Genomic DNA, 19,261 nt, shown 5'->3' on the forward strand with positions numbered 1-19,261 from the left:
CTAGCGTGCGGTGAGCGGCGGCGGGGTGAAGTTGACGCCGAGCACCGAGGAGATCTCCTCGCCGATGGCGATGAGCCGGTGATCGGACCACTGGGGGCCGATGATCTGGATCCCGATCGGCATGCCGTCGGGCGAGAACCCGAGGGGCACGGTGATGGCGGGGAGACCGGGCATGGTGGCGAGTCCAGCCCAGAAGAGCTGGTTGCGATAGGGCACGTCGACCCCGTTCACGCTGATCGTGCGGTCGTCATACGCCCGTTCGGTGTCGTGAGCGAAGGCCGGCACCGGCGAGACCGGGGCGATCAGGACGTCGACGTGGTGCTCGAACAGCTCGCTCCACGCCACCTGCGCCTGCGACCGGCACTCGTCGGCCTCGAGCCAGGCCCGATGACTGATCGTGACCCGCCGGGCCATCTGGGCCCGCGGATCGGTGCCGCCGTTGGCGGCCCGCTCGACCAGCTTGTCGTAGAAGTCGTCGGGGAACCCGGTGGACAGCGCTGCCGCGAGCAGGTCTTGGTAGGTGTCCCACAGCTGCTCGGCCACGAACGGCGGGCGGGCGTCGGGATCGACCTTGGCCCCAGCGTCTTGCAGCCCGGCCATCGCCGCCTCGATCACGCCGACCACCGAGGAGTCGACCGGCGAGAGCGAGTCGTCGGCCCAGACACCGATGCGAAGGTCTTCGATGTCGACCGGCTCGTCCTGGTGCGGCAGCACGAGGCCCGGCACACCGTTGGCAGCGGTGGAGGTGTCGGTGAGGACTTCCAGAATCGCCCGGAGGTCGCCGCACGAGCGACCCATCGGACCGAACACACCGAGGTCGAGCGTGGCCACCGAACCGGGAGGACCGGGAATGTGCCCCCGACCCGAGACGAGGCCGAACGTGGTCTTGAGGCCGTAGACGCCGTTGTGGCTCGACGGCTGGCGGATGCTGCCACCGATGTCGCTGCCGACCTCGGCCGTCGTCATGCCGGTGGCGATCGCCGCCGCCGCACCACCCGACGAACCACCGGCGGTGCGATCGGTGTTCCACGGGTTCTTGGTGAGACCGTGGACCTCGTTGTAAGTCTGATGATCGCCGGCCATGTAGGGCACGTTGGTCTTGCCCCAGATGATGGCGCCGGCCCGCCGCAGGAGGCGGACCACGGTGGCGTCACGTGACGGCTCGTGGCCGATCAACTCGGGCGCACCGGCAATGGTGGGGAGCCCGGTGGTCTCGTAGCAGTCCTTGACGGTCATCGGCAGGCCGTGGAGCGGACCCCGCTCGTCGCCCGAGGCGTAGAGATCGTCGGCGGCGCTCGCCTCGGCTCGGGCCTGGTCGAGATCGTGGGCGATCACCGCGTTGATCTCGGGGTTGAAGCGCTCGAAGTTCTCGATCTGGGCCTCGAGGATCTCGGAGCTCGAGACCTTCCCCCGTTCGAGCGCCCGCAGGAGCTCCACGGTGGTGGCGGTTCTGAGATCCATGCGTCACTCCTTGGCTCCGCCGGGGTGTCGGCACCCCGGCCCCGGCGGCTCCGGGCGATCAGCCCTTTGCCTGGTCCCTGAGGAATCTACGAAGGATCTTGCCGGATGCCGACTTCGGGATCTCCTCGGTGAATTCGACGAGGCGAACCTGCTTGTAGGAAGCGACGTGTTCGGCGACGAATGCCTGGAGATCCTCGGCGGTCGCTTCGGCTCCTGGCTTGAGCACCACATAGGCCTTCGGGATCTCACCGGCCTCGTCATCGGCCACGCCGATCACGGCGACGTCGGCGACCGCAGGATGCTTGATGATCAGGGCTTCGAGCTCGGCCGGCGGCACCTGGAAGCCCTTGAACTTGATGAGCTCCTTGACCCGATCGACGATGAACATGTGGCCGTCGGCGTCGAATCGGGCGACGTCGCCCGTGTGCAGCCAGCCATCCTCATCGATCGTGGCCCGGGTGGCGTCGGGGTTGTTGAGGTAGCCCTTCATGACCTGCGGGCCCCGCACCCAGAGCTCGCCCTCGCCGTCGACTCCCTGGTCGTTGCCGTCTTCGTCGACCACGCGGCACTCCGTGTTGGGAGCGGTGAAGCCACACGAACCGACCCGGTATTCACCGGTGACCGTGGCGTGCGAGACCGGGCTGAGCTCGGTCATGCCATAGCCCTGGATGATCTCGGTGCCGATGCGCTTGGCGGCCTCTTCGGCGACATCGCCACCAAGAGGTGCCGCGCCAGAGAAGATCTTGCGGATCGACGACAGGTCGTAGTCGTCGACCATCGGGTGCTTGGCCAGGCCGAGCACGATCGGCGGCACGGCGAAGAACTGGGTGACCTTGCGTTCCTGGATGAGCTCGAGCGCCCGTTGCATGTCGAAGCGGGGCATCGTGATGGTGGTGAGACCCTCGGCGAGCAGCCCGTTCATCAGCACCTGCATGCCGTAGATGTGGAAGAAGGGCAGCACGGCAAGCGCAACCTCACCGTCCTCGTAGGGCATCATGGCGTCGATCTGGACCAGGTTCGAGACCAGGTTGTGGTGCGTGAGCATCACACCCTTGGGCAGGCCGGTGGTGCCCGAGGAGTACGGCAGCACCACGATGTCGTTCATGGGGTCGACCGGTGTCTGGCCGACCGGTTCGCCATAGAGCGAGGCGAAGTCGAGCGTGCCCTCGACGTCGCTACCGCCGATGACCGCCACCTCGGTGGCGGGCGAACCCTCCATGGCCGCGACCGCGGTGGCAGCGAAGTCGGGGACGGTGATGATGAGGGTGGCGCCGGCATCGTTCAGCTGGAAGCGGACTTCCTCCGCTCCGTAGACCGGGTTGATGGTGGTGACGATGCCGCCGAGCAGGGCGACGGCGTGGAAGACGATGGCGTACTGCGGCATGTTCGGCGCCATGAGGCCGAGCGTGCTGCCCTTGCCGAAGCCGCGAGCTGACAGGCCCCCGGCCAGTCGGGCGATGTGGTCCTGCAGCTCGGCGTAGGTGTAGCTGGTGCCGGTGATGCCGCACACCATGGCCAGCCGGTCGGGATGCTCGGCGGCGTTGCGGAAAACGTACTCGCCGAGGGGCACCTCGGGGATCGTGACGTCGGGCAACGGGCTGGTGAAGATGTGAGAGGCCATGGGCCACAATATGGCCGAGATCTCGCCACTTTGCACCGTCTGGCCCGCGCGCCACCGCTGCTCGGGTCGGGCTCAGGCGGTCGAGGGCGCCGTGGGTGTCGGGGCCAGTTCGGAGAATCGGTCGGCCTTGGAGAGGTCGGGGAAGATCCGCCAGAACAGTCCCACCACGATGATCGTGCCGATCCCGCCCGACACGACAGCGCCGACTGTGCCGATGAGCGCAGCCGCGACGCCGGACTCGAGCGCGCCGAGTTCGTTCGATGCGCCGATGAACACTTGCTCGGTCGCCAGGACGCGGCCCCGCATGTGCTCGGGCGTAGCGATCGGCACGATGGCCGAGCGGATGAACATGCTCACGCTGTCGGCGCCGCTCAGCACGAACAGGGCAGCGAACGCGACCACATAGTTGGTGGTCAGCCCGAGCACGATGGTGGCGACACCGAACAGCGCAACGACCGACAACAGGACCGGGCCGATCCGCCGAGTGATCGGACGGGCGGCGATGGCGAGCGACATCGACGCCGCCCCGATCCCGATCGACGCCCGCAGCCAGCCGTAGCCGACGGCACCGACCCCGAGACGCTCGTCGGCGATGATCGGGAGGAGGGCCACCGCTCCCCCGAACAACACGGCGAACAGGTCGAGAGCGATGGCCCCGAACAGCACCGGCGTGTGGACCACGAACCGCAGACCTTCGAACGCATCGTGCAGCGCACCTCGGATCCCGGCCGGTGCCGCCAAACGAGACACGGCAACGCTCGGCACGAACAGCGCCAGGGTGAACCAGCCGGCAACCAGCATGGCGAGGGTGAACCAATACGGCGTCGCCGGCGACACGACGTAGAGGAAGCCGGCGATGACCGGAGCGATGATGGCGCCGATCTGGAAGGTGAGGGTGATGGCAGCCAGGATCCGCTCGACCATGCCGGCCGGCGCAAGGTCGACCGGTAGGGCCCGAATCGGCGGCGACACGATGGCGCGGGCGACGCCGAACACGAAGACGACCACGAAGATCGGAGCGACCGACGTGCTCGAGCCTTCGGCCAGCAGGGCGAGCGCCAGCGCCGCCGCGCCTTCACCGAGCAGGCCTCCGAGCAGCACCTTGCGCCGGTCGAAGCGGTCGGCAACCGATCCGGTGATCGGCGACAGCAGCGCCGTGGGGAGGAACTCGGCGAGACCGAGGAGGCCGAGATCGAGCGCCGACCCGGTGATGTCGTAGACCTGCTTGCCGACGATCGTGACCTGGCAGACCACCCCGACGGTGATCAGGAAACGGGCGAGCAGCAGGGCGCGGATCGGTCCCGGGATGGGCGGCCGCGGGGCGCTGGTCGTCTCGGACATCAGCGCACGCTATTGCGCTCGGCGCTGCAATCCCTCATTCCATCGCGGGCGCAGTCGTCCGTTGTGACCCGGGCGTTCGCCGCAGGGTCAGTTGGCCCGGTCGGCGGCCTCGTTGATGTTTTGTGCGATCGAGCCGGCGACGGCAGCCTGCTCCTCCACGGCGCCCGCGATGCTGGTCTGGAACTCGTCGATCTGATGGATGTCGCCACCCATCGTCTCGAGGTCGTTCCGCAGGCTGGTGATCGACTGGGTGATGGTGCGCAGGTGCTCGCTCACGTCTTCGGTGGCGAGTGCGGTCGAGTTCGCCAGGTCCTTCACCTCGCCGGCGACCACGGCGAAGCCCTTGCCGGCCTCGCCGGCGCGAGCGGCCTCGATGGTGGCGTTGAGGGCGAGCAGCTTGGTCTGCTCGGCGACGGCGTTGATGGCGGTCATGGCCACGTCGATCTCGGCCCGCCGGGCGTCAAGCGTCACCACCTTCTGTGCGATGTCGCTGGTCTTGTCGCTCACCTGCGAGGCGATGTCGGCCACCTGGCTGGTGTCGTTCGAGATCGACACGATGGAGATGTTCAACTCCTCGACGGCGGCAGCGGAGGTGTTGAGCAGTTCGCGAAGTTCCTCTGCTCGGTGTTCCGCGTCGATGAGTTCGGAGATGTTCCGCCACGACACGATGTAGCCGACGTGCTGGCCTCGTTCATCGTGGAACGCGTTGATCGAGGTGGACAGGCTCACGTTGCCGAACGCGAAGTCGGCGTTGTGCGGCAGCACGAACGAGTCCTGCTGGTGAAGGATCTGCTCCACTCGTGCAGGGTCACGATGCATGCGATGGATCGAGCCGCCGAGGAGCTCGTCGACACCGATGCCGAAGGCCGAGCGGATGTCCGACTCGACCATACGGAGCGTGGCGAACGACATCGGGTTGATGTAGCGGACCGTCAACTCCCGGTCGGCAATCATGACGTTGTGCTGCAGGGCGTCGAGCGCTGGCCTGGCATTCGCCATCGCGGCGTCGAAGGCGCTCTGCGCGGAGTGATTGCTGCGGCGGAGTTGAGCAAGGACCATGCCCGCCAGATTCGGATGTTTCAACCTGGAAAGAAGGTCTCGTCAAGAGAAAGTCAGCGACCCGCGGCTCGCCCGCGCGTCCGCTGCCGACGTGGCGACCCAGCCGTGGTACACCGGCTGGTCGAGCATGTTTCGAGAGGTCCGCCCCTTTCTGTGCGTCAAAGCCACCGGGCAACCCCGTTCTGTGCGTCAAACGCGTCGGCAGCGGGAACTCTGACGCACAGTTCGGATTGATTGGGCTCAATCGGGCAGTGGAGCGGGGCCGGCTGGGCCAGCGGTGAGCACTCGGTGGAGCCAGGCGAGCTTGTCGATGGCGGGCGGAGGCGGGGCGAACGGGTACGCCTCGGCGACGCCCATCGAACGGTTGAGCTCGTTCAAGACCGTGGTGAGCTCGAGCCACTGGGGGTAGACGACATCGAAGTCGGCACGCCACAGCTCGTCGTGCTCGCCGTCGACCGGGCCGGGCGCGTCGAGGTCGACCAGCGGGAACGACCGGGCGGTCTCGAGGGTGTCGGCGAGGTGGAGGTAGTGAGCGAACGTCTCGGCGAAGTCCTCCCACGGATGCGACGAGGCGTAGTGGGTGACGTACGACGTTCGCCACGAGCCGTCATCCCCGCTGGCGTAGTGCTTCTCGAGCGCGTTCGCGTAGTCGAGCGTCTCGTCGCCGAAGACCGATCGGAAGTCCTCGAGCACCGACGGGTCGGCGTTCTGTTCGACCATCGCCGCCCAATACCAGTGGCCCAGCTCGTGACGAACATGCCCGATCGGCGTGCGATACCGCTCCCCCATGCTCGTACGCACCTCGGCCAGGCGGACCGGATCGGCCTCGGCGACATCGAGCGTGATCACACCGTTCTCGTGCCCGGTGATGACGGGGTGGTCGGCGTCGCTCTCGAGCAGCTGGAACTGCAGCGGCGGGGTCAGCTGCGCCGGGTCGAGATCGAAGCGGAACAGCTGCCGGAGCGTCCGGCGGCGAGCCTGCTGGAAGGTGGCGACCAGTGGGCTCAGATCCGGCACGAGATCGAGCCGACAGTTGGCGCAGTGTTCGTGCTCGCCGTCGGTCGTCGCCCAGTTGCAGACACCGGGACCATCACGGTTGACACACGGTTGGACGTCGGCGAGGGCCGAGAAGCAGTCGTCGGCGGGGACGTAGGCGACCTCGGTGTCGCACACCCCGCACCGGTCATTGCCGAAGAAGAGGGATCGCCCGCACGCGGGACATGGGAAACGGCGCATCAATCCTGCCTGGTGACATCGACGGAAACCGAGAGCCGCGTCTTGCTGCTCTCGGAATAGATCACGCCCTTCAGGGGCGGAACATCGCCGTAGTCCCTACCCCATCCCGTCGTCACGTAACGCTCATCCACGAATTGATCGTTGGTCGGGTCGAGATCGATCCAGCCCGCCCCCGGCACCATCACCGACGCCCAGGCATGCGACACGTCGGCACCCACCAACTTCGGCTTCCCCGGCGGCGGGATCGTCTCGAGGTAGCCGCTGACGTAGCGGGCGGGTAGACCCTGCGACCGCAGCGCCGCCACCGCCAGGTGGGCAAAGTCCTGACACACGCCGGCTCGATGTTCGAACAGGTCGTCGAGCGTGCTCGTGACCGTGGTGGCCTCGGCATCGAACTCGAACGACGAGTGGATCTTTCTCACCAGGTTCGAGACCCCGGCGAGTATCGACGCATCCGGGTCGAAACACTCCGCGGCGAACGCTCGCACCCGATCGTCGACAACCGCTCGCTGTGAGTCGAGTAGGTAGTGCACGGCGTCGACGTCGCCATCGAGTGCCACCGGTACGTCGCGCAGCAGCATCTCGGCCTCGAGCGGCAGCACCCCCCGCTCGGGCAACACGTTGACCGTGCTCGTGGCGACGATCTCGAGCTCGGTGTGGCCCCGATCGACCTTGAAGTAGCTGACGCGATTGCCATAGAAATCAATTCGCTCACGCTGATCTTCCGGCTCGGGCGTGATGACCAGCTGCGACCCGACGCAGCGCTGGGTGGCGAAGTCGCGCGGCAACAGACACGACTGGCCATACGACGATGACACGGGCGCGTCATAGCGGTAGCGGGTCCGATGCACCACTTGGTAGTGCGTCATCGGCCACCTTCGGTGCTCTGCGATCGGCCACCCGCGGAGCTCTGCGATTGACCACCTCCGGTGCTCGGCATGGGCGCACCCTCGCCAAGGTGACGATTGATCGTAGTCTCGCCGCCATCGACCTCGGTGAGTGAACGACGGGGCTGAAGGTGCACGAAGCTGCGGTTCGACAGCGCATTGGCCACGTCGTTGATCCGGTCTTCGAGGTCGGTGAGGAAGTCGAACAGCGCAGCACGGTTGCCGAGCTCGTTGGGCTCGGCCAGCTCGGCGAAGTGCGCCACCCGGAGCTGGGTGGACAGCGGCAGCAGGTGACGCTCTTCGGCGGTGAGCGCACCACTCACGTTGCCGGGCAACGCCGCCAGCGCCGACTCGAGCCGGTCGACCTGGAAACGCAGCGATCGGGGGTTCCCGGCGTCGGTGACGAGCAGATCGAGCAGGGTCTCGACCTGCGCCCGTGAGCGATAACGACGGCGATACGTGATGATGCTTTCGGCGCTGACCAACACCGATTCCAGCAGCAGGCTCTCGGTGGCGGTGTCGTGATCTCGGTCGAGCGTCGCACGCAACAGGCGCACCAGCTGCTGGAATCGCTCGATCCGACGGCCGGATTCGAGGAAGTGCCAACCGGCGTCGCGCACCATCGACTCGCCGATGAGCCCGTGGAGGGCCAGCAAGGACTGCAGCACCACGCCGAGCGTGCCCTGCACGACGTCTTGCCGGTTCGGCGAGGTGGTCGACAGGGTGTAGAGCTGCTTCTCGAGCGTGCTCGTGACCTGCCAGGTGTCGATCGAGAGCTGGTCGCGGACCGCTTCGGCCGACCGCAACAGCCGAGCCACGGCGTAGGCCAACGAACCCGGTCGCTGGGCGTCGCAGGTGAGTGAGAACAGCTCACGGTCAGGGTTCGCCAACAGCTCGTCGGCGTTGTCGCCGACGAAGCCCGGCCACGCAAACGTGGTGATCGTGAGCGCTCGGAGCAGGGCGTCGATGGTGTCCTGTCCGTCGGTGTCGACCAGCGTGAGGTTGTTGCGACGGTCGTGCACGGCTCGAAGCAACCGGGCAACGGCCTCGGCCCGTTCGGCGTAGCGGCCGATCCAGTAGAGGTTCTCGGCGGCGCGCTCCGACAGGCCCGCCATTGGGTCGTCGGCGCCGATCGCCGGCCCCGAGCGCAACCAGAACTCGGTCTGGCGTTGCGGCACGCTGGCCAGCACCCACGTGTCCTTCGACAGCGCCCCGAACTGGTTCGAGATGAGCGGCGTGGTCTCATCGGGCGCCACTCGAGTGAGCCCTCCCGACATCACCGTGAAGGAGTCCTCTCGTGCCACCGCATACGTGCGGAGCAGGGTGCGGCGCGGAGCGACACCGGTGGCAGTCAGGGTGGGCGTGGTCGACATCGCCAACGGCTCCTGACCGACCCAGCGGTGGGGCTCGGCCTCGATCCGCTTGCGGAGCTGCGACAGCTCGGCCTTCGACATCGTCGAGCCGAAGTGGGACCGGCTCGAGGTCTCACGAGACACCGGCTTGCACACCAGTTCCTCGAGATGGTCGAGCACGAACTGTCTGCTGGACGGCTCACCACACCACCAGGTCGCCATACCGGGAAGGAGCAGGTCCTGCCCGAGCAGCGCCTTGGAGGCCGCTTCGAGGAAGCAGTGCAGCGCCGGGTTCTCGATCACGCCGCTGCCGAGCGGATTGACCACGGTGACGTTGCCCCGGCGGCACGCCTCGACCAGGCCCGGGATCCCGAGTTGGGATTCGGGGCGAAGCTCGAGCGGGTCGCAGTAGCCGGCGTCGACCCGACGCAGGATCACGTCGACCTTCTCGAGATGACCGAGCGACCGGAGGTAGACATGCCCGCCCTGGACGACGAGGTCGTCGCCCTCGACCAGGCTGTAGCCCAGGTAGGAGGCGAGGTAGGCGTGCTCGAACGCGGTTTCCGACCGGGCACCAGGGCTGAGCACGACGATCCGGGGATCGTCGCTGTGGTGCCCGCCGAGCTGCTGGAGACCGGACCGAAGCGACCGGAAGTACGGCGACACATGATGCACCTGGACATCTCGGTAGATGCTCGGGAACACCCGGGACAGCACCATCCGGTTCTCCAGTGCATACCCGGCACCCGACGGCGCCTGGGCGTGGTCGCCCAACACCTGGAACGAGCCGTCGGCGCTGCGAGCCAGGTCGACCCCGTAGCTGAAGAGCTGCGAATGGTCGGCGAGTGCCACGCCGTCCCACGGTCGCAGGAAGCCGGGGTGATCGAAGACCAGCGCCGGTGGGATCACCCCTCGCCGTAACAGCATCCGCTCGCCGTACAGGTCGCGCAGCACGAGATCGAGCAGCACGGCCCTCTGGGTGACACCGGCCTCGATCACCGCCCACTCGTCGGACGACATCAGCAGCGGGATGGCGTCGAGGCTCCATGGCTGCGCCTGTCCGGATTCCAGATTGCGGTAGGTGACGCCATCGGCGTCGAGGAGTCGTTCGACGTCGAGTTGTCGCCTCGTCAGCTCCTCGGGCCCGAGGGTCTCGAGCGCCGTGGCCAACGAATGCCAGTGGTTGCGAATGCCGGTCGGCGTCGCCAGCTCATCGAGTCCACCCAGCTCACGACGGTACGTATCGAGCATCGTCGTGGTGAGTTCGGTGGTCACGATCGCAACGCTCTCGGGCGGTCTCGGGCAAGCGCTGCACCGTGATCGGCACATCGCTTTCGGGGCAGGGTCGACGCACGATCCGGCGGGGCCGGATCAGATCGTCACGGAGCTCGTCGGAGATCCAGGGAGACAGGATACTCGCGGTGCCACGAGAGCCGGGTGGGGACCACGTCGATGGTTCCCGGCGTGTGGCCGATCGCCTCGAACCGGGTCTGGCGCCGCGATTCAGCCTCGCTGGCGTTCACCGGGATCGAGTCATACGCCAAGCCGCCCTGGTGGACGACGTGGTACCGGCAGCCGCCCATCGACCGCTTCTGCCACCGGTCGACCACATCGAACGTGAGCGGCGACTGGACGCCGATGGTGGGATGCAGCCCTGACGGCGGCGCCCAGGCCTTGAACCGGATGCCGGCGATGGCGAGGCCGGGCACGTCGGTGGGGGTCAGCGGGACCTCGACACCATTGCAGGTGATGACGTGGCGGGAGTCGATCAGTCCGTCGACCCGGAGTTGGAGCCGTTCGACCGACGAGTCGACGTAGCGGGCCGTACCCGTGCCCGTAGCCTCCTCGCCCAGCACGTGCCACGGCTCGACGGCGCCTCGCAGTTCGAGGGTGACGTCGCCAACGGTGACGGTGCCGTGACGGGGGAAGCGGAACTCGATGAACGGATCGAACCACGCCGGGTCGAGGTCGATCCCGTGGTTCGCCAGGTCGTCGAGCACGTCGTGGATGTCGCGCTCGACATACCACGGCAACAGGTAGCGGTCGTGCAGGGCCGAGCCCCATCGCACCGGCTGGTGTCGATAGGGCGACTCCCAGCAGCGGGTGACGATGCTGCGCACCAGCAGCGCCTGCACCAGCGCCATCCGGGGATGGGGTGGCATCTCGAATGCCCGGAGCTCGACCACGCCCCACCGGCCCCGCTCGGAGTCGGGGCTGAAGAGCTTGTCGATGCAGAACTCGGCCCGGTGGGTGTTGCCGGTGAGGTCGACGAGCAGGTGGCGCAGGAGCCGGTCGATCAGCCACGGCGGCACGTCGTCGTCGCCCCGGTGATCGAGTTCGGCGAAGGCGGTCTCGAGTTCGTAGAGCGACTCGTGGCGGGCCTCGTCGACTCGGGGCGCCTGGCTGGATGGGCCGATGAACCGACCGGAGAACAGATACGACAGCGAAGGATGATGCTGCCAGTAGGTCACCATCGACCGCAGCAACGAGGGCCGACGGAGCAGCGGGCTGTCGGCCGGGGTGGGCCCGCCGAGGGTGACATGGTTGCCGCCGCCGGTCCCGGTGTGGGTGCCGTCGAGATCGAACTTCTCGGTGCCCAGCCGGCTCTGACGGGCATCGGTGTCGACGCCTTCGACGATCGAGACCAGCTCGTCCCAGTCCGACGCCGGCGGCACGTTCACCTCGATCACGCCCGGATCGGCAGCGACGACGATGTTGCGCAGCCGGGGGTCACTCGGGATCGGGTAGCCCTCGATCACGATCTGTTCACCGAGCTCGGCGGCGGTGGTCTCGAGCGCAGACAGGAGGTCGAGCGCGTCGTTGGCCGTGTCGAGCGGCGGCAGGAACACGTAGAGCTGGCCGCTGCGAACCTCGAAGCACATGGCGGTCGGTGGCGCATCGCCGGCGATGGTCACGCCGCCGTAGGTGACGGAACCCGCTGCGGTGTCGAGCCCGTCGTCGGACGCATCATCGCCGCCGCCCGATCCGTTGCCGGCACCGTCGGCCAGGCGCGGGCCCGTTGCCGCACCGGAACCGACGCCATCGCCCGGGCCGACACCGGTGGCCGGGCCCTCACCGGGAACGAGGCCACCGGCCAGGGAATCGCTCGACTGGTGCACGATCGGCGCCGCACCCGGGAACGGCACCTGCGGCGAGAAGGGTGAGGTCTCGAATGGCACGGGGAATGGGTCCCAGCGCAGCGACCGAATGGGCAGCCGGTAGCCGATCGGCGAGGTGCCCGGCAGCAGGAACAGCTCGGAGCGACGGAACGACCACTCGGCAGACTGCCAGCGATCGCTGCGCCGGAACAGCGGGAGCACCCAGCCGGTCGCCGCGCCGGCCCGGTTGTCGAAGTTCGCGACCAGCGCACGGCGGCGTCGCTCCTCGATCAGGTCGGGATCGGTGGGGTCGAGGTCGTCGGCGGGGGCCGGCCCCTGCGGGAGCAGTGCCTCCTCCCACAGCGAATGCAGCGGGTCCTCGAAGGCGGCCTTGACCGAGCGATCGCCAACCCCGAGCGTGGTTGCCAGCGCGGCAGCAAAGGCGCGGGCCCGCTCGCTCTGCGCCGGCCGGTCGGACACGGCGAGATCGTTCTCGATGAGTTCCCGCGGGTACGCAAGCAGCGACCGATCATTCCAGATCGGCACACCGTCGGTCCGCCAGATCAGGGCGTGCTGCCATCGGGGCAACGGCTCGCCCGGATACCACTTGCCCTGACCGTGGTGGGCAACGCCACCTTTGGCAAATCGATCGAACAGCCGCCCGGTCAGGTCGGCTGCCAGGCGACGCTTCATCGGCCCGTCGGCTGCGACGTTCCACTGCGGTGACTCGAAGTCGTCGATCGAGACGAAGGTCGGTTCGCCGCCCATGGTGAGGCGCACGTCGCCGGCGAGCAGTCGCTCGTCGACCTCGTGGCCGCGCTGGTTGATCGTGTCCCACTGCTCGTCGGTGTAGGGCTTGGTGACCCGCGGGTCTTCGTGGATCCGGGTGACCACATTCGAGAACGAGAAGTCGACCTCGGCCTCGTCAACCAGTCCCGAGATCGGTGCTGCAGTAGAGGGCGACGGGGTGGCCGCCAACGGGATGTGCCCCTCCCCCACGAACAAGCCCGATGTGGGGTCGAGTCCGACCCAGCCGGCGCCCGGCAGGTAGACCTCGGTCCAGGCGTGGAGGTCGGTGAAGTCCTCCCTGGGCCCCGATGGGCCTTCGAGCGGGGCGACGTCGGCGACGAGCTGGACGAGGTAACCCGAGACGAATCGGGCCGCCAGGCCGACCCGACGCAGGATGTGCACCAGCAGCCAGGCGGAGTCACGGCACGATCCGCGCCTCGAACCGAGGGTCTCTTCGGCGGTCTGTACCCCCGGTTCCATGCGGAGCGAGTAGTCGATGTCGTTGGCGAGGCGCTGGTTGAGCTCGACGAGGAAGTCGATCGTTCGAGGACGCTCGCTGGCGTCGACCTTCGACATCCACGACGACAGCAGCTTGCCGTCGGGCAGCGGTGCGAGATACGGGGTCAGGTCGGCGCGGGTCTCGGCGTCGTACTCGAACGGGAAGCGCTCGGCCGACTCCTCGAGGAAGAAATCGAACGGGTTGATCACCGACATGTCGGCGATGAGGTCGACCTTCACCTCGAACTTCGTGGTCTTCTCGGGGAAGACGAGTCGGGCTTGAAAGTTGCCGAAGGGATCCTGCTGCCAGTTGAGGAAGTGTTCGGCCGGCTCGATGCGCAGTGAGTAGGCGTCGATCGGTGTGCGAGTGTGCGGGGCAGGCCGCAGCCGCACCACGTGGGGACCGAGATTGACCGGGCGGTCGAATGCGTAGGTGGTGGTGTGTTCGAGCGCGACCCGGATGGTCATGTCTCAGCTCCCGACGGCCGCGTGATCCGGAGCGAACCAGGTGGCTTCGATCCGTGAGTGCAGCATCGAGATCGACTCCTGCAGCGCTTCGCTGAAGTCGTGGAGTCGGCCGTCGATGAGTTGCTCGACGTCGATGTCTTGCACCATCGCCGAGATCGATGCGCAGGCGGCCATCGGTTCCTCATGGCCGGGAATCTCGAGCAGCCAACGAGACGATTCGACGAGGCACGACTCGATGGTGCGTGGACACTTGGCGTCGTGGAGCAGGAACGCCACCGTGGCCTCGCCGGTACTCGAGGCGCCGCTTCGCCGGAACGACTGCAGCGCCGACACCGAGCGCAGCGCGGCAGTCCAGCGCAGCTCGTTGTAGGGCACCATCTGGTCGGGGGTCCGTCCGGTGAGGACGGCCGATTGAACATCGAGCACCCGAGCAGTGAGGTCGGCCCGCTCCAGACGACGCCCGACGCTGAAGAAGCAGTAGGCATCGTCGTGGGTCATGGTCTCGGTGAGGATGCCCGACAGGGTCTGGCAGCCCCGCATCACCATCGACAGCCACTCGTTGCGGGTGCGCCGGTCGACCGCCTGATCGGCGGTGTCCTGCACCGTGTTGTGCAGGTCGATGAGCACCTCGGCGGCCTCGACCGGCATGACCGATCGGGTGACCCGCAGGTTGCGGTGCACCGAGGCGATCGACGATCGCACCGAACTCGGGTTGGCCTCGTCGGCGGTGAGATGGTGCACGACCACGTCTTCGGTGGCGTTCGGATGGTGGCTGACGAACGTCGGGTCGATCCCGACCAGCGCCAGCAACGGCCCCCAACCGAGGCCAGCGCTCTTCGGCAGGTCGATGATGAGGTCGGCGTGCGCCTTGATCAGACGGGCCGTTCCTTCGGCTCGCTCGAGGTAGCGCCCTGCCCAATACGCCGATTCGGCCACACGGGAGAGCAGCAGCGGTGAGGTGTGCGATGGCATCAGTCGGTGTCCTTCGTGGTTGGCCGTTGGTTGCCGGCGTCGAGGATCCAGGTGTCCTTGCTGCCGCCGCCCTGCGAGCTGTTGACGATGAGTGATCCCTCCCGCAACGCCACCCGCGTCAGGCCGCCGACGCTGACATAGGGGTCGGCACCGGAGAGCACGAACGGGCGGAGGTCGACGTGGCGTGGGGCGATCTGATCGCCGCAGATCGTGGGAGCCGTCGACAGTTCGAGAATGGGCTGGGCGATCCAGTTCCGAGGGTCGTGTTCGATCTGGGCCCGTAGATCGGCGAGTTCGGCCGCCGACGACATCGACCCGATCGTGACGCCCTTGCCACCCGACTCGTTCGCCGGCTTGCAGACGAGTTCGTCGAGATGGTCGAGGACGTAGGACCGATGCTCCGGATCGAGGCAGCGCCACGTGGGCACGTTTGCGATCTTGGGCTCCTCGCTGAGGTAGTACTGGATCAGCTCGGGCACGTAGGAGTAGAGCACCTTGTCGTCGGCCACACCGGCGCCGGGAGCGTTGGCGATGGCAACATTGCCGGCCCGCCAGGCGGCCATCAGGCCACGGGGACCGAGCACCGAATCGGGATGGAACTCGGCGGGGTCGAGGAACAGATCGTCGACCCGGCGATAGATCACGTCGACCCGTACAAGTCCCGACACGGTCCGCATGTAGACGATGTCGTCCTCGACCACGAGGTCGGACCCTTCGACGAGATGGGCGCCGATGCGGTTCGCGAGCATGACATGCTCGTAGTAGGCGGAGTTGAAGATGCCGGGAGTGAGCACGGCGACGATCGGCTCGATGCCGGATCGGGGCGACAGCGCCCGCATCTGGGCCCCGAGTCGATCGGTGTAGAGATCGACAGGGAGGATGTCGAGATCTCGGAACAGGTCGGCAAAGACCCGCTTCACGACCTGGCGGTTCTCGAGCATGTAGGACACGCCGGAAGGAACCCGCAGGTTGTCCTCGAGCACGACGAACTGGCCCGAGCCGTCTCGCACGAGGTCGCTGCCGGAGATGTGGGCCCAGACGCCGTCCTTCACGGTGACACCTTCACACTCCGGCCGGTAGTTGCTGGATCCCGTGATCAGATCACGGGGCACGATGCCATCGGCGAGGACGTGCTGGTCGTGGTAGAGGTCGTCGATGAACGCGTTTAGCGCCCGCAGTCGCTGGATCAGGCCGTCGCTCACCTGCTCCCATTCGCTAGCATCGATCACCCGTGGGATGACGTCGACCGGCCAGTTGCGGTCGATGCTGCCATTCTCGGTGTAGAGCGTGAACGTGATCCCGAGCGACCGCACGACCGCCTCGGCTGCGAGCTGGCGGTCGTGAAGCTCCGGACCGAGCTGCTGCAACCGTTCGACCAGCGACGCGCACCCCGACCGGGGTGTCCCGTCGGCCTGCAGCAGTTCGTCGAACGCATGCGAGGCGTCATAGTCGGTCCAGGAAAGAGTCACTGGCCCATGTGTACCGGGACGGAACGAGCGGGTCACGTCGACTCTGTTTCACGAGCGTGAAGAGACCTGACGCGTTTGTTTTGTCTTGGTTGCGCAGTCTTCGTGGCCACGGTCCGTCGATCCCCATCGATCAGAAGCACAAACCTCAACGTAACAGAGGTCGCATCCTCACGACCGTGTCGAGCCGACGAGCCGTCGACTCGACGCCCAGCAGCTTGGCGAAGTTGGTGGCGAAATGCGGCGACTCGCTGAGCTTGCCCCGTCGCCGCCAGTACAGCTCGCGTCCGACGATGGCGAACCGGTCCTCGGGTGTGTCGAGCGCGGCGAGGCGTTCGGCGGCCTCAGGTGCTGGTTCGCCCAGGAGGAACGACACATGCACCACGTCGTCGTCGGTCCAGCCGGGGTCGCCGGGCGCACCGAAGGGCTCGGCTGCGATGACCTCGTCGATCTCGGCGGGCGTGCGAAACGCAGAGACGACCTCGAACCCCAGCCGTTCGCTCAGCCCGCCGTCGAAGTTCACGCGAACATCGTCGACCGACTGATTCTCCGGAGCGCTGAAGGCCACGTTCCCACTGGCGATGAGGGTCTGCACATCGACGAAACCGAGGGCCTCCACATGCTCGATGAGCGCCGCCATCTTCACTCGGCGCTTCCCCACGTTGATCGCCCGCATAAAGGCGGCGAAGCGGACGGTGTCGTTCGGCATGCGACCAGTGTGACGCCAGTTCGAACGTTGCGCCCATCGGTGCCAGACTCGATCGCATGCCCCCCGGGACCGGGCCGAACTCGACTGCCGATCGCTCGATCCCCTCGACTGGAGTACGACGTGAACTTCGACATCCCCCAAGACCTCGCCGACTACCTCGACGAACTCGACGCCTTCATCGAGTCGACGATCAAACCGATCGAAGAGGCCGACGACAACATCCGCTTCTTCGACCACCGGCGCGAGGATTCACGCACCGACTGGGATCGCGGCGGCCTCCCGAACGAGGAGTGGGAGCAGCTCCTCCACCGGGTCAAGCGACTCGCCGACGAGGCTGGCCACTACCGCTACCCGTTGTCCGAGGAGTACGGCGGCCGCAACGGCACCAACCTCGGCATGGCGATCATCCGTGAGCACTTCGCCAGCAAGGGCCTCGGTCTCCACAACGATCTGCAGAACGAGCACTCCATCGTCGGCAACAACGTCGGCCTGCTGCTGATGATCGCCTACGGCACCGAGCAGCAGAAGGCCGAATGGATCGACGACCTGGCCAACGGCACTCGCGGCTTTGCCTTCGGCATCACCGAGCCGGCGCACGGCTCCGACGCCACCCACATGGAAACGGCGGCCGTGCGCGACGGCGACGAGTGGATCATCAACGGCGAGAAGACCTGGAACACCGGCATCCACAAGGCGTCGCACGACCTCGTCTTCGCTCGCACCTCGGGCAAGCCCGGCGACGGCGAGGGCATCACCTGCTTCCTCGTGCCGGCCGAGGCCGAGGGGTTCAAGGTCGAGGAATACCTGTGGACCTTCAACATGCCGACCGACCACGCCCATGTCAGCCTGCGTGATGTCCGCGTCTCCGACGCCGACATCTTCGGCGGCGAGGGTCGGGGCCTGCAGGTGGTGCAGCACTTCTTCAACGAGAACCGGATCCGCCAGGCGGCCTCCAGCCTCGGCGCAGCGCAATACTGCATCGACCGGGCCGTCGCCTACGCCCGTGAGCGCAAGCCGTTCGGCAAGGCGCTCGCCACCAACCAGGGCATCCAGTTCCCGCTCGTCGAACTCCAGACCCGGGCCGAGATGCTACGGGCGCTCATCCACAAGACCGCATGGCAGATGGACACCTACGGCGCGTTCTCGGTGTCCGACAAGGTGTCGATGTGCAACTACACGGCCAACCGGTTGTGCTGCGACGCCGCCGACCAGGCCATGCAGGTCTTCGGCGGCCTCGGCTACTCACGCCACGAGCCGTTCGAGCACATCTACCGCCATCACCGCCGCTACCGGATCACCGAGGGCGCCGACGAGATCCAGATGCGCCGCGTGGCCGGCTACATGTTCGGCTTCATGCACCAATCGGCCCCGAAGGGTGTTCGAGCTTGAATTTCTCCCGCAACTCTGGAGAGTTGACACCCCTGAGCGGGCTCAACTCGCCAAAGTTGCCAACCGGCACGACGTCGGGGCCGATCGCCTATGCCTTCGAGAAGTCTGGCTTGCGCTTCTCGGTGAAGGCGGCGACGGCCTCGGCGTGCTCGGGGCTCACATACGCCTGCTCGAGCAGTTCGAGCTCACGGCGCTGGGCGGCCGCCACCTCGGCCTCGGCCCCGTTGATTGCCAGAAGCTGCTTGATCCAGCGCAGTTGGCGGGCCGGGTTCTCGCCGTACTCGGCAGCCTTTGCGAGTGCGGCGTCGATGAGCTGATCCGGCTCGGCGAGCTCGTCGGCCAGGCCGATCTCGACCGCCTCGGCCCCGCCGACCATGCGGCCTGACAGCATGAGGTCTCGGGCCGTGCCGTAGCCGACTCGCTGCGGCACGATCTGGCTCGACCCGAGTTCGGGCACCAGGCCCATCTTCACGAACCGCAGGCTGAGCCGGGCCTCGGTGGACACGATGATGCGATCGAACGGCAGGATCATGGTGAGTCCGACGCCGACCGCCACCCCGTTGACCGCAGCGATCAGTGGCTTGGTCGACTGCACCAGTTCGACCCAATCGCGGGTGCGCTTGGGGCGGGCCGCGGCGTCGTCGCCGGCGATTTGGGCGCCGAAGACGGCTTCGATGTCGGCGCCGGCGCAGAAGCCTCGGCCTCGGCCGGTGACGATGACGGCGCCGATGGCGGGATCGGCGTCGGCGGCCTCGATGGCCTGCACCAATTCGGCGCTCATCGTGGGGGTCCAGGCGTTGAGTTTCTCCGGTCGATCGAGGGTGAGCAGGAGTGCTCCGTCGATGACCTCGGCTTCGATTTGGGTGTAGGTCTGCGTCATCGCGCCGACCCTAATCGGCCCTCTCGCGGAGACCG

Annotated in this window: 13 protein-coding genes; 1 reads left to right on the forward strand and 12 read right to left on the reverse strand. The window is 67.1% G+C overall.

Translation table 11 applies throughout. The features are described from left to right. From R2733_00500 to R2733_00550, 11 genes are all read right to left on the reverse strand, one after another. Entirely contained in the window at positions 1-1,461 is a 1,461-nt protein-coding gene (locus R2733_00500; GenBank protein MEZ5374957.1) for an amidase family protein, read from the reverse strand. Positions 1,462-1,519: 58 nt separating this feature from the next. Then, a complete protein-coding gene (locus R2733_00505; protein MEZ5374958.1) occupies positions 1,520-3,082 on the reverse strand; it encodes an AMP-binding protein in 1,563 nt (520 codons plus the stop codon). 72 nt (positions 3,083-3,154) lie between these two features. Then, positions 3,155-4,423, reverse strand: a complete 1,269-nt coding sequence (locus R2733_00510; protein ID MEZ5374959.1) for an MFS transporter — start codon at positions 4,421-4,423, stop codon at positions 3,155-3,157. 87 nt (positions 4,424-4,510) lie between these two features. Then, positions 4,511-5,482, reverse strand: a complete 972-nt coding sequence (locus R2733_00515) for a methyl-accepting chemotaxis protein (GenBank protein ID MEZ5374960.1) — start codon at positions 5,480-5,482, stop codon at positions 4,511-4,513. Between the two features lie 240 nt (positions 5,483-5,722). Continuing rightward, on the reverse strand, positions 5,723-6,718 hold the full coding sequence (locus tag R2733_00520; protein ID MEZ5374961.1) for a putative zinc-binding metallopeptidase: 996 nt from the start codon (positions 6,716-6,718) through the stop codon (positions 5,723-5,725). Beyond that, entirely contained in the window at positions 6,718-7,587 is an 870-nt protein-coding gene (locus R2733_00525) for a transglutaminase family protein (protein MEZ5374962.1), read from the reverse strand. The genes R2733_00520 and R2733_00525 overlap by 1 nt, the downstream gene beginning before the upstream one ends. Continuing rightward, on the reverse strand, positions 7,584-10,232 hold the full coding sequence (locus R2733_00530; GenBank protein MEZ5374963.1) for a circularly permuted type 2 ATP-grasp protein: 2,649 nt from the start codon (positions 10,230-10,232) through the stop codon (positions 7,584-7,586). Before R2733_00530 ends, R2733_00525 begins: the two co-directional genes overlap by 4 nt. Positions 10,233-10,336: 104 nt before the next feature. After that, positions 10,337-13,810: a transglutaminase family protein gene (locus R2733_00535; protein ID MEZ5374964.1), complete on the reverse strand. Its 3,474-nt coding sequence runs from the start codon at positions 13,808-13,810 to the stop codon at positions 10,337-10,339. A gap of 3 nt (positions 13,811-13,813) precedes the next feature. Further along, the gene (locus R2733_00540) at positions 13,814-14,782 is read right to left on the reverse strand and encodes an alpha-E domain-containing protein (GenBank protein ID MEZ5374965.1); all 969 of its coding nucleotides are present in this window, start codon (positions 14,780-14,782) and stop codon (positions 13,814-13,816) included. After that, the gene (locus R2733_00545) at positions 14,782-16,251 is read right to left on the reverse strand and encodes a circularly permuted type 2 ATP-grasp protein (protein MEZ5374966.1); all 1,470 of its coding nucleotides are present in this window, start codon (positions 16,249-16,251) and stop codon (positions 14,782-14,784) included. Before R2733_00545 ends, R2733_00540 begins: the two co-directional genes overlap by 1 nt. 145 nt (positions 16,252-16,396) lie before the next feature. Beyond that, positions 16,397-16,957, reverse strand: coding sequence for a DUF1697 domain-containing protein (locus R2733_00550; GenBank protein ID MEZ5374967.1), 561 nt, complete (start codon positions 16,955-16,957; stop codon positions 16,397-16,399). Between the two features lie 120 nt (positions 16,958-17,077). Between R2733_00550 and R2733_00555 the strand changes: the two genes are divergently transcribed. Continuing rightward, the gene (locus tag R2733_00555) at positions 17,078-18,346 is read left to right on the forward strand and encodes an acyl-CoA dehydrogenase family protein (protein MEZ5374968.1); all 1,269 of its coding nucleotides are present in this window, start codon (positions 17,078-17,080) and stop codon (positions 18,344-18,346) included. 88 nt (positions 18,347-18,434) lie between these two features. Here the strand turns inward: R2733_00555 and R2733_00560 are convergent, their stop codons facing one another. Next, positions 18,435-19,226, reverse strand: a complete 792-nt coding sequence (locus R2733_00560) for an enoyl-CoA hydratase-related protein (GenBank protein ID MEZ5374969.1) — start codon at positions 19,224-19,226, stop codon at positions 18,435-18,437. Positions 19,227-19,261 lie beyond the last annotated feature (35 nt).

The sequence above is a fragment of the Acidimicrobiales bacterium genome, assembly GCA_041394265.1.
In the GTDB taxonomy this organism is placed as follows: Bacteria; Actinomycetota; Acidimicrobiia; order Acidimicrobiales; family SZUA-35; genus JBBQUN01.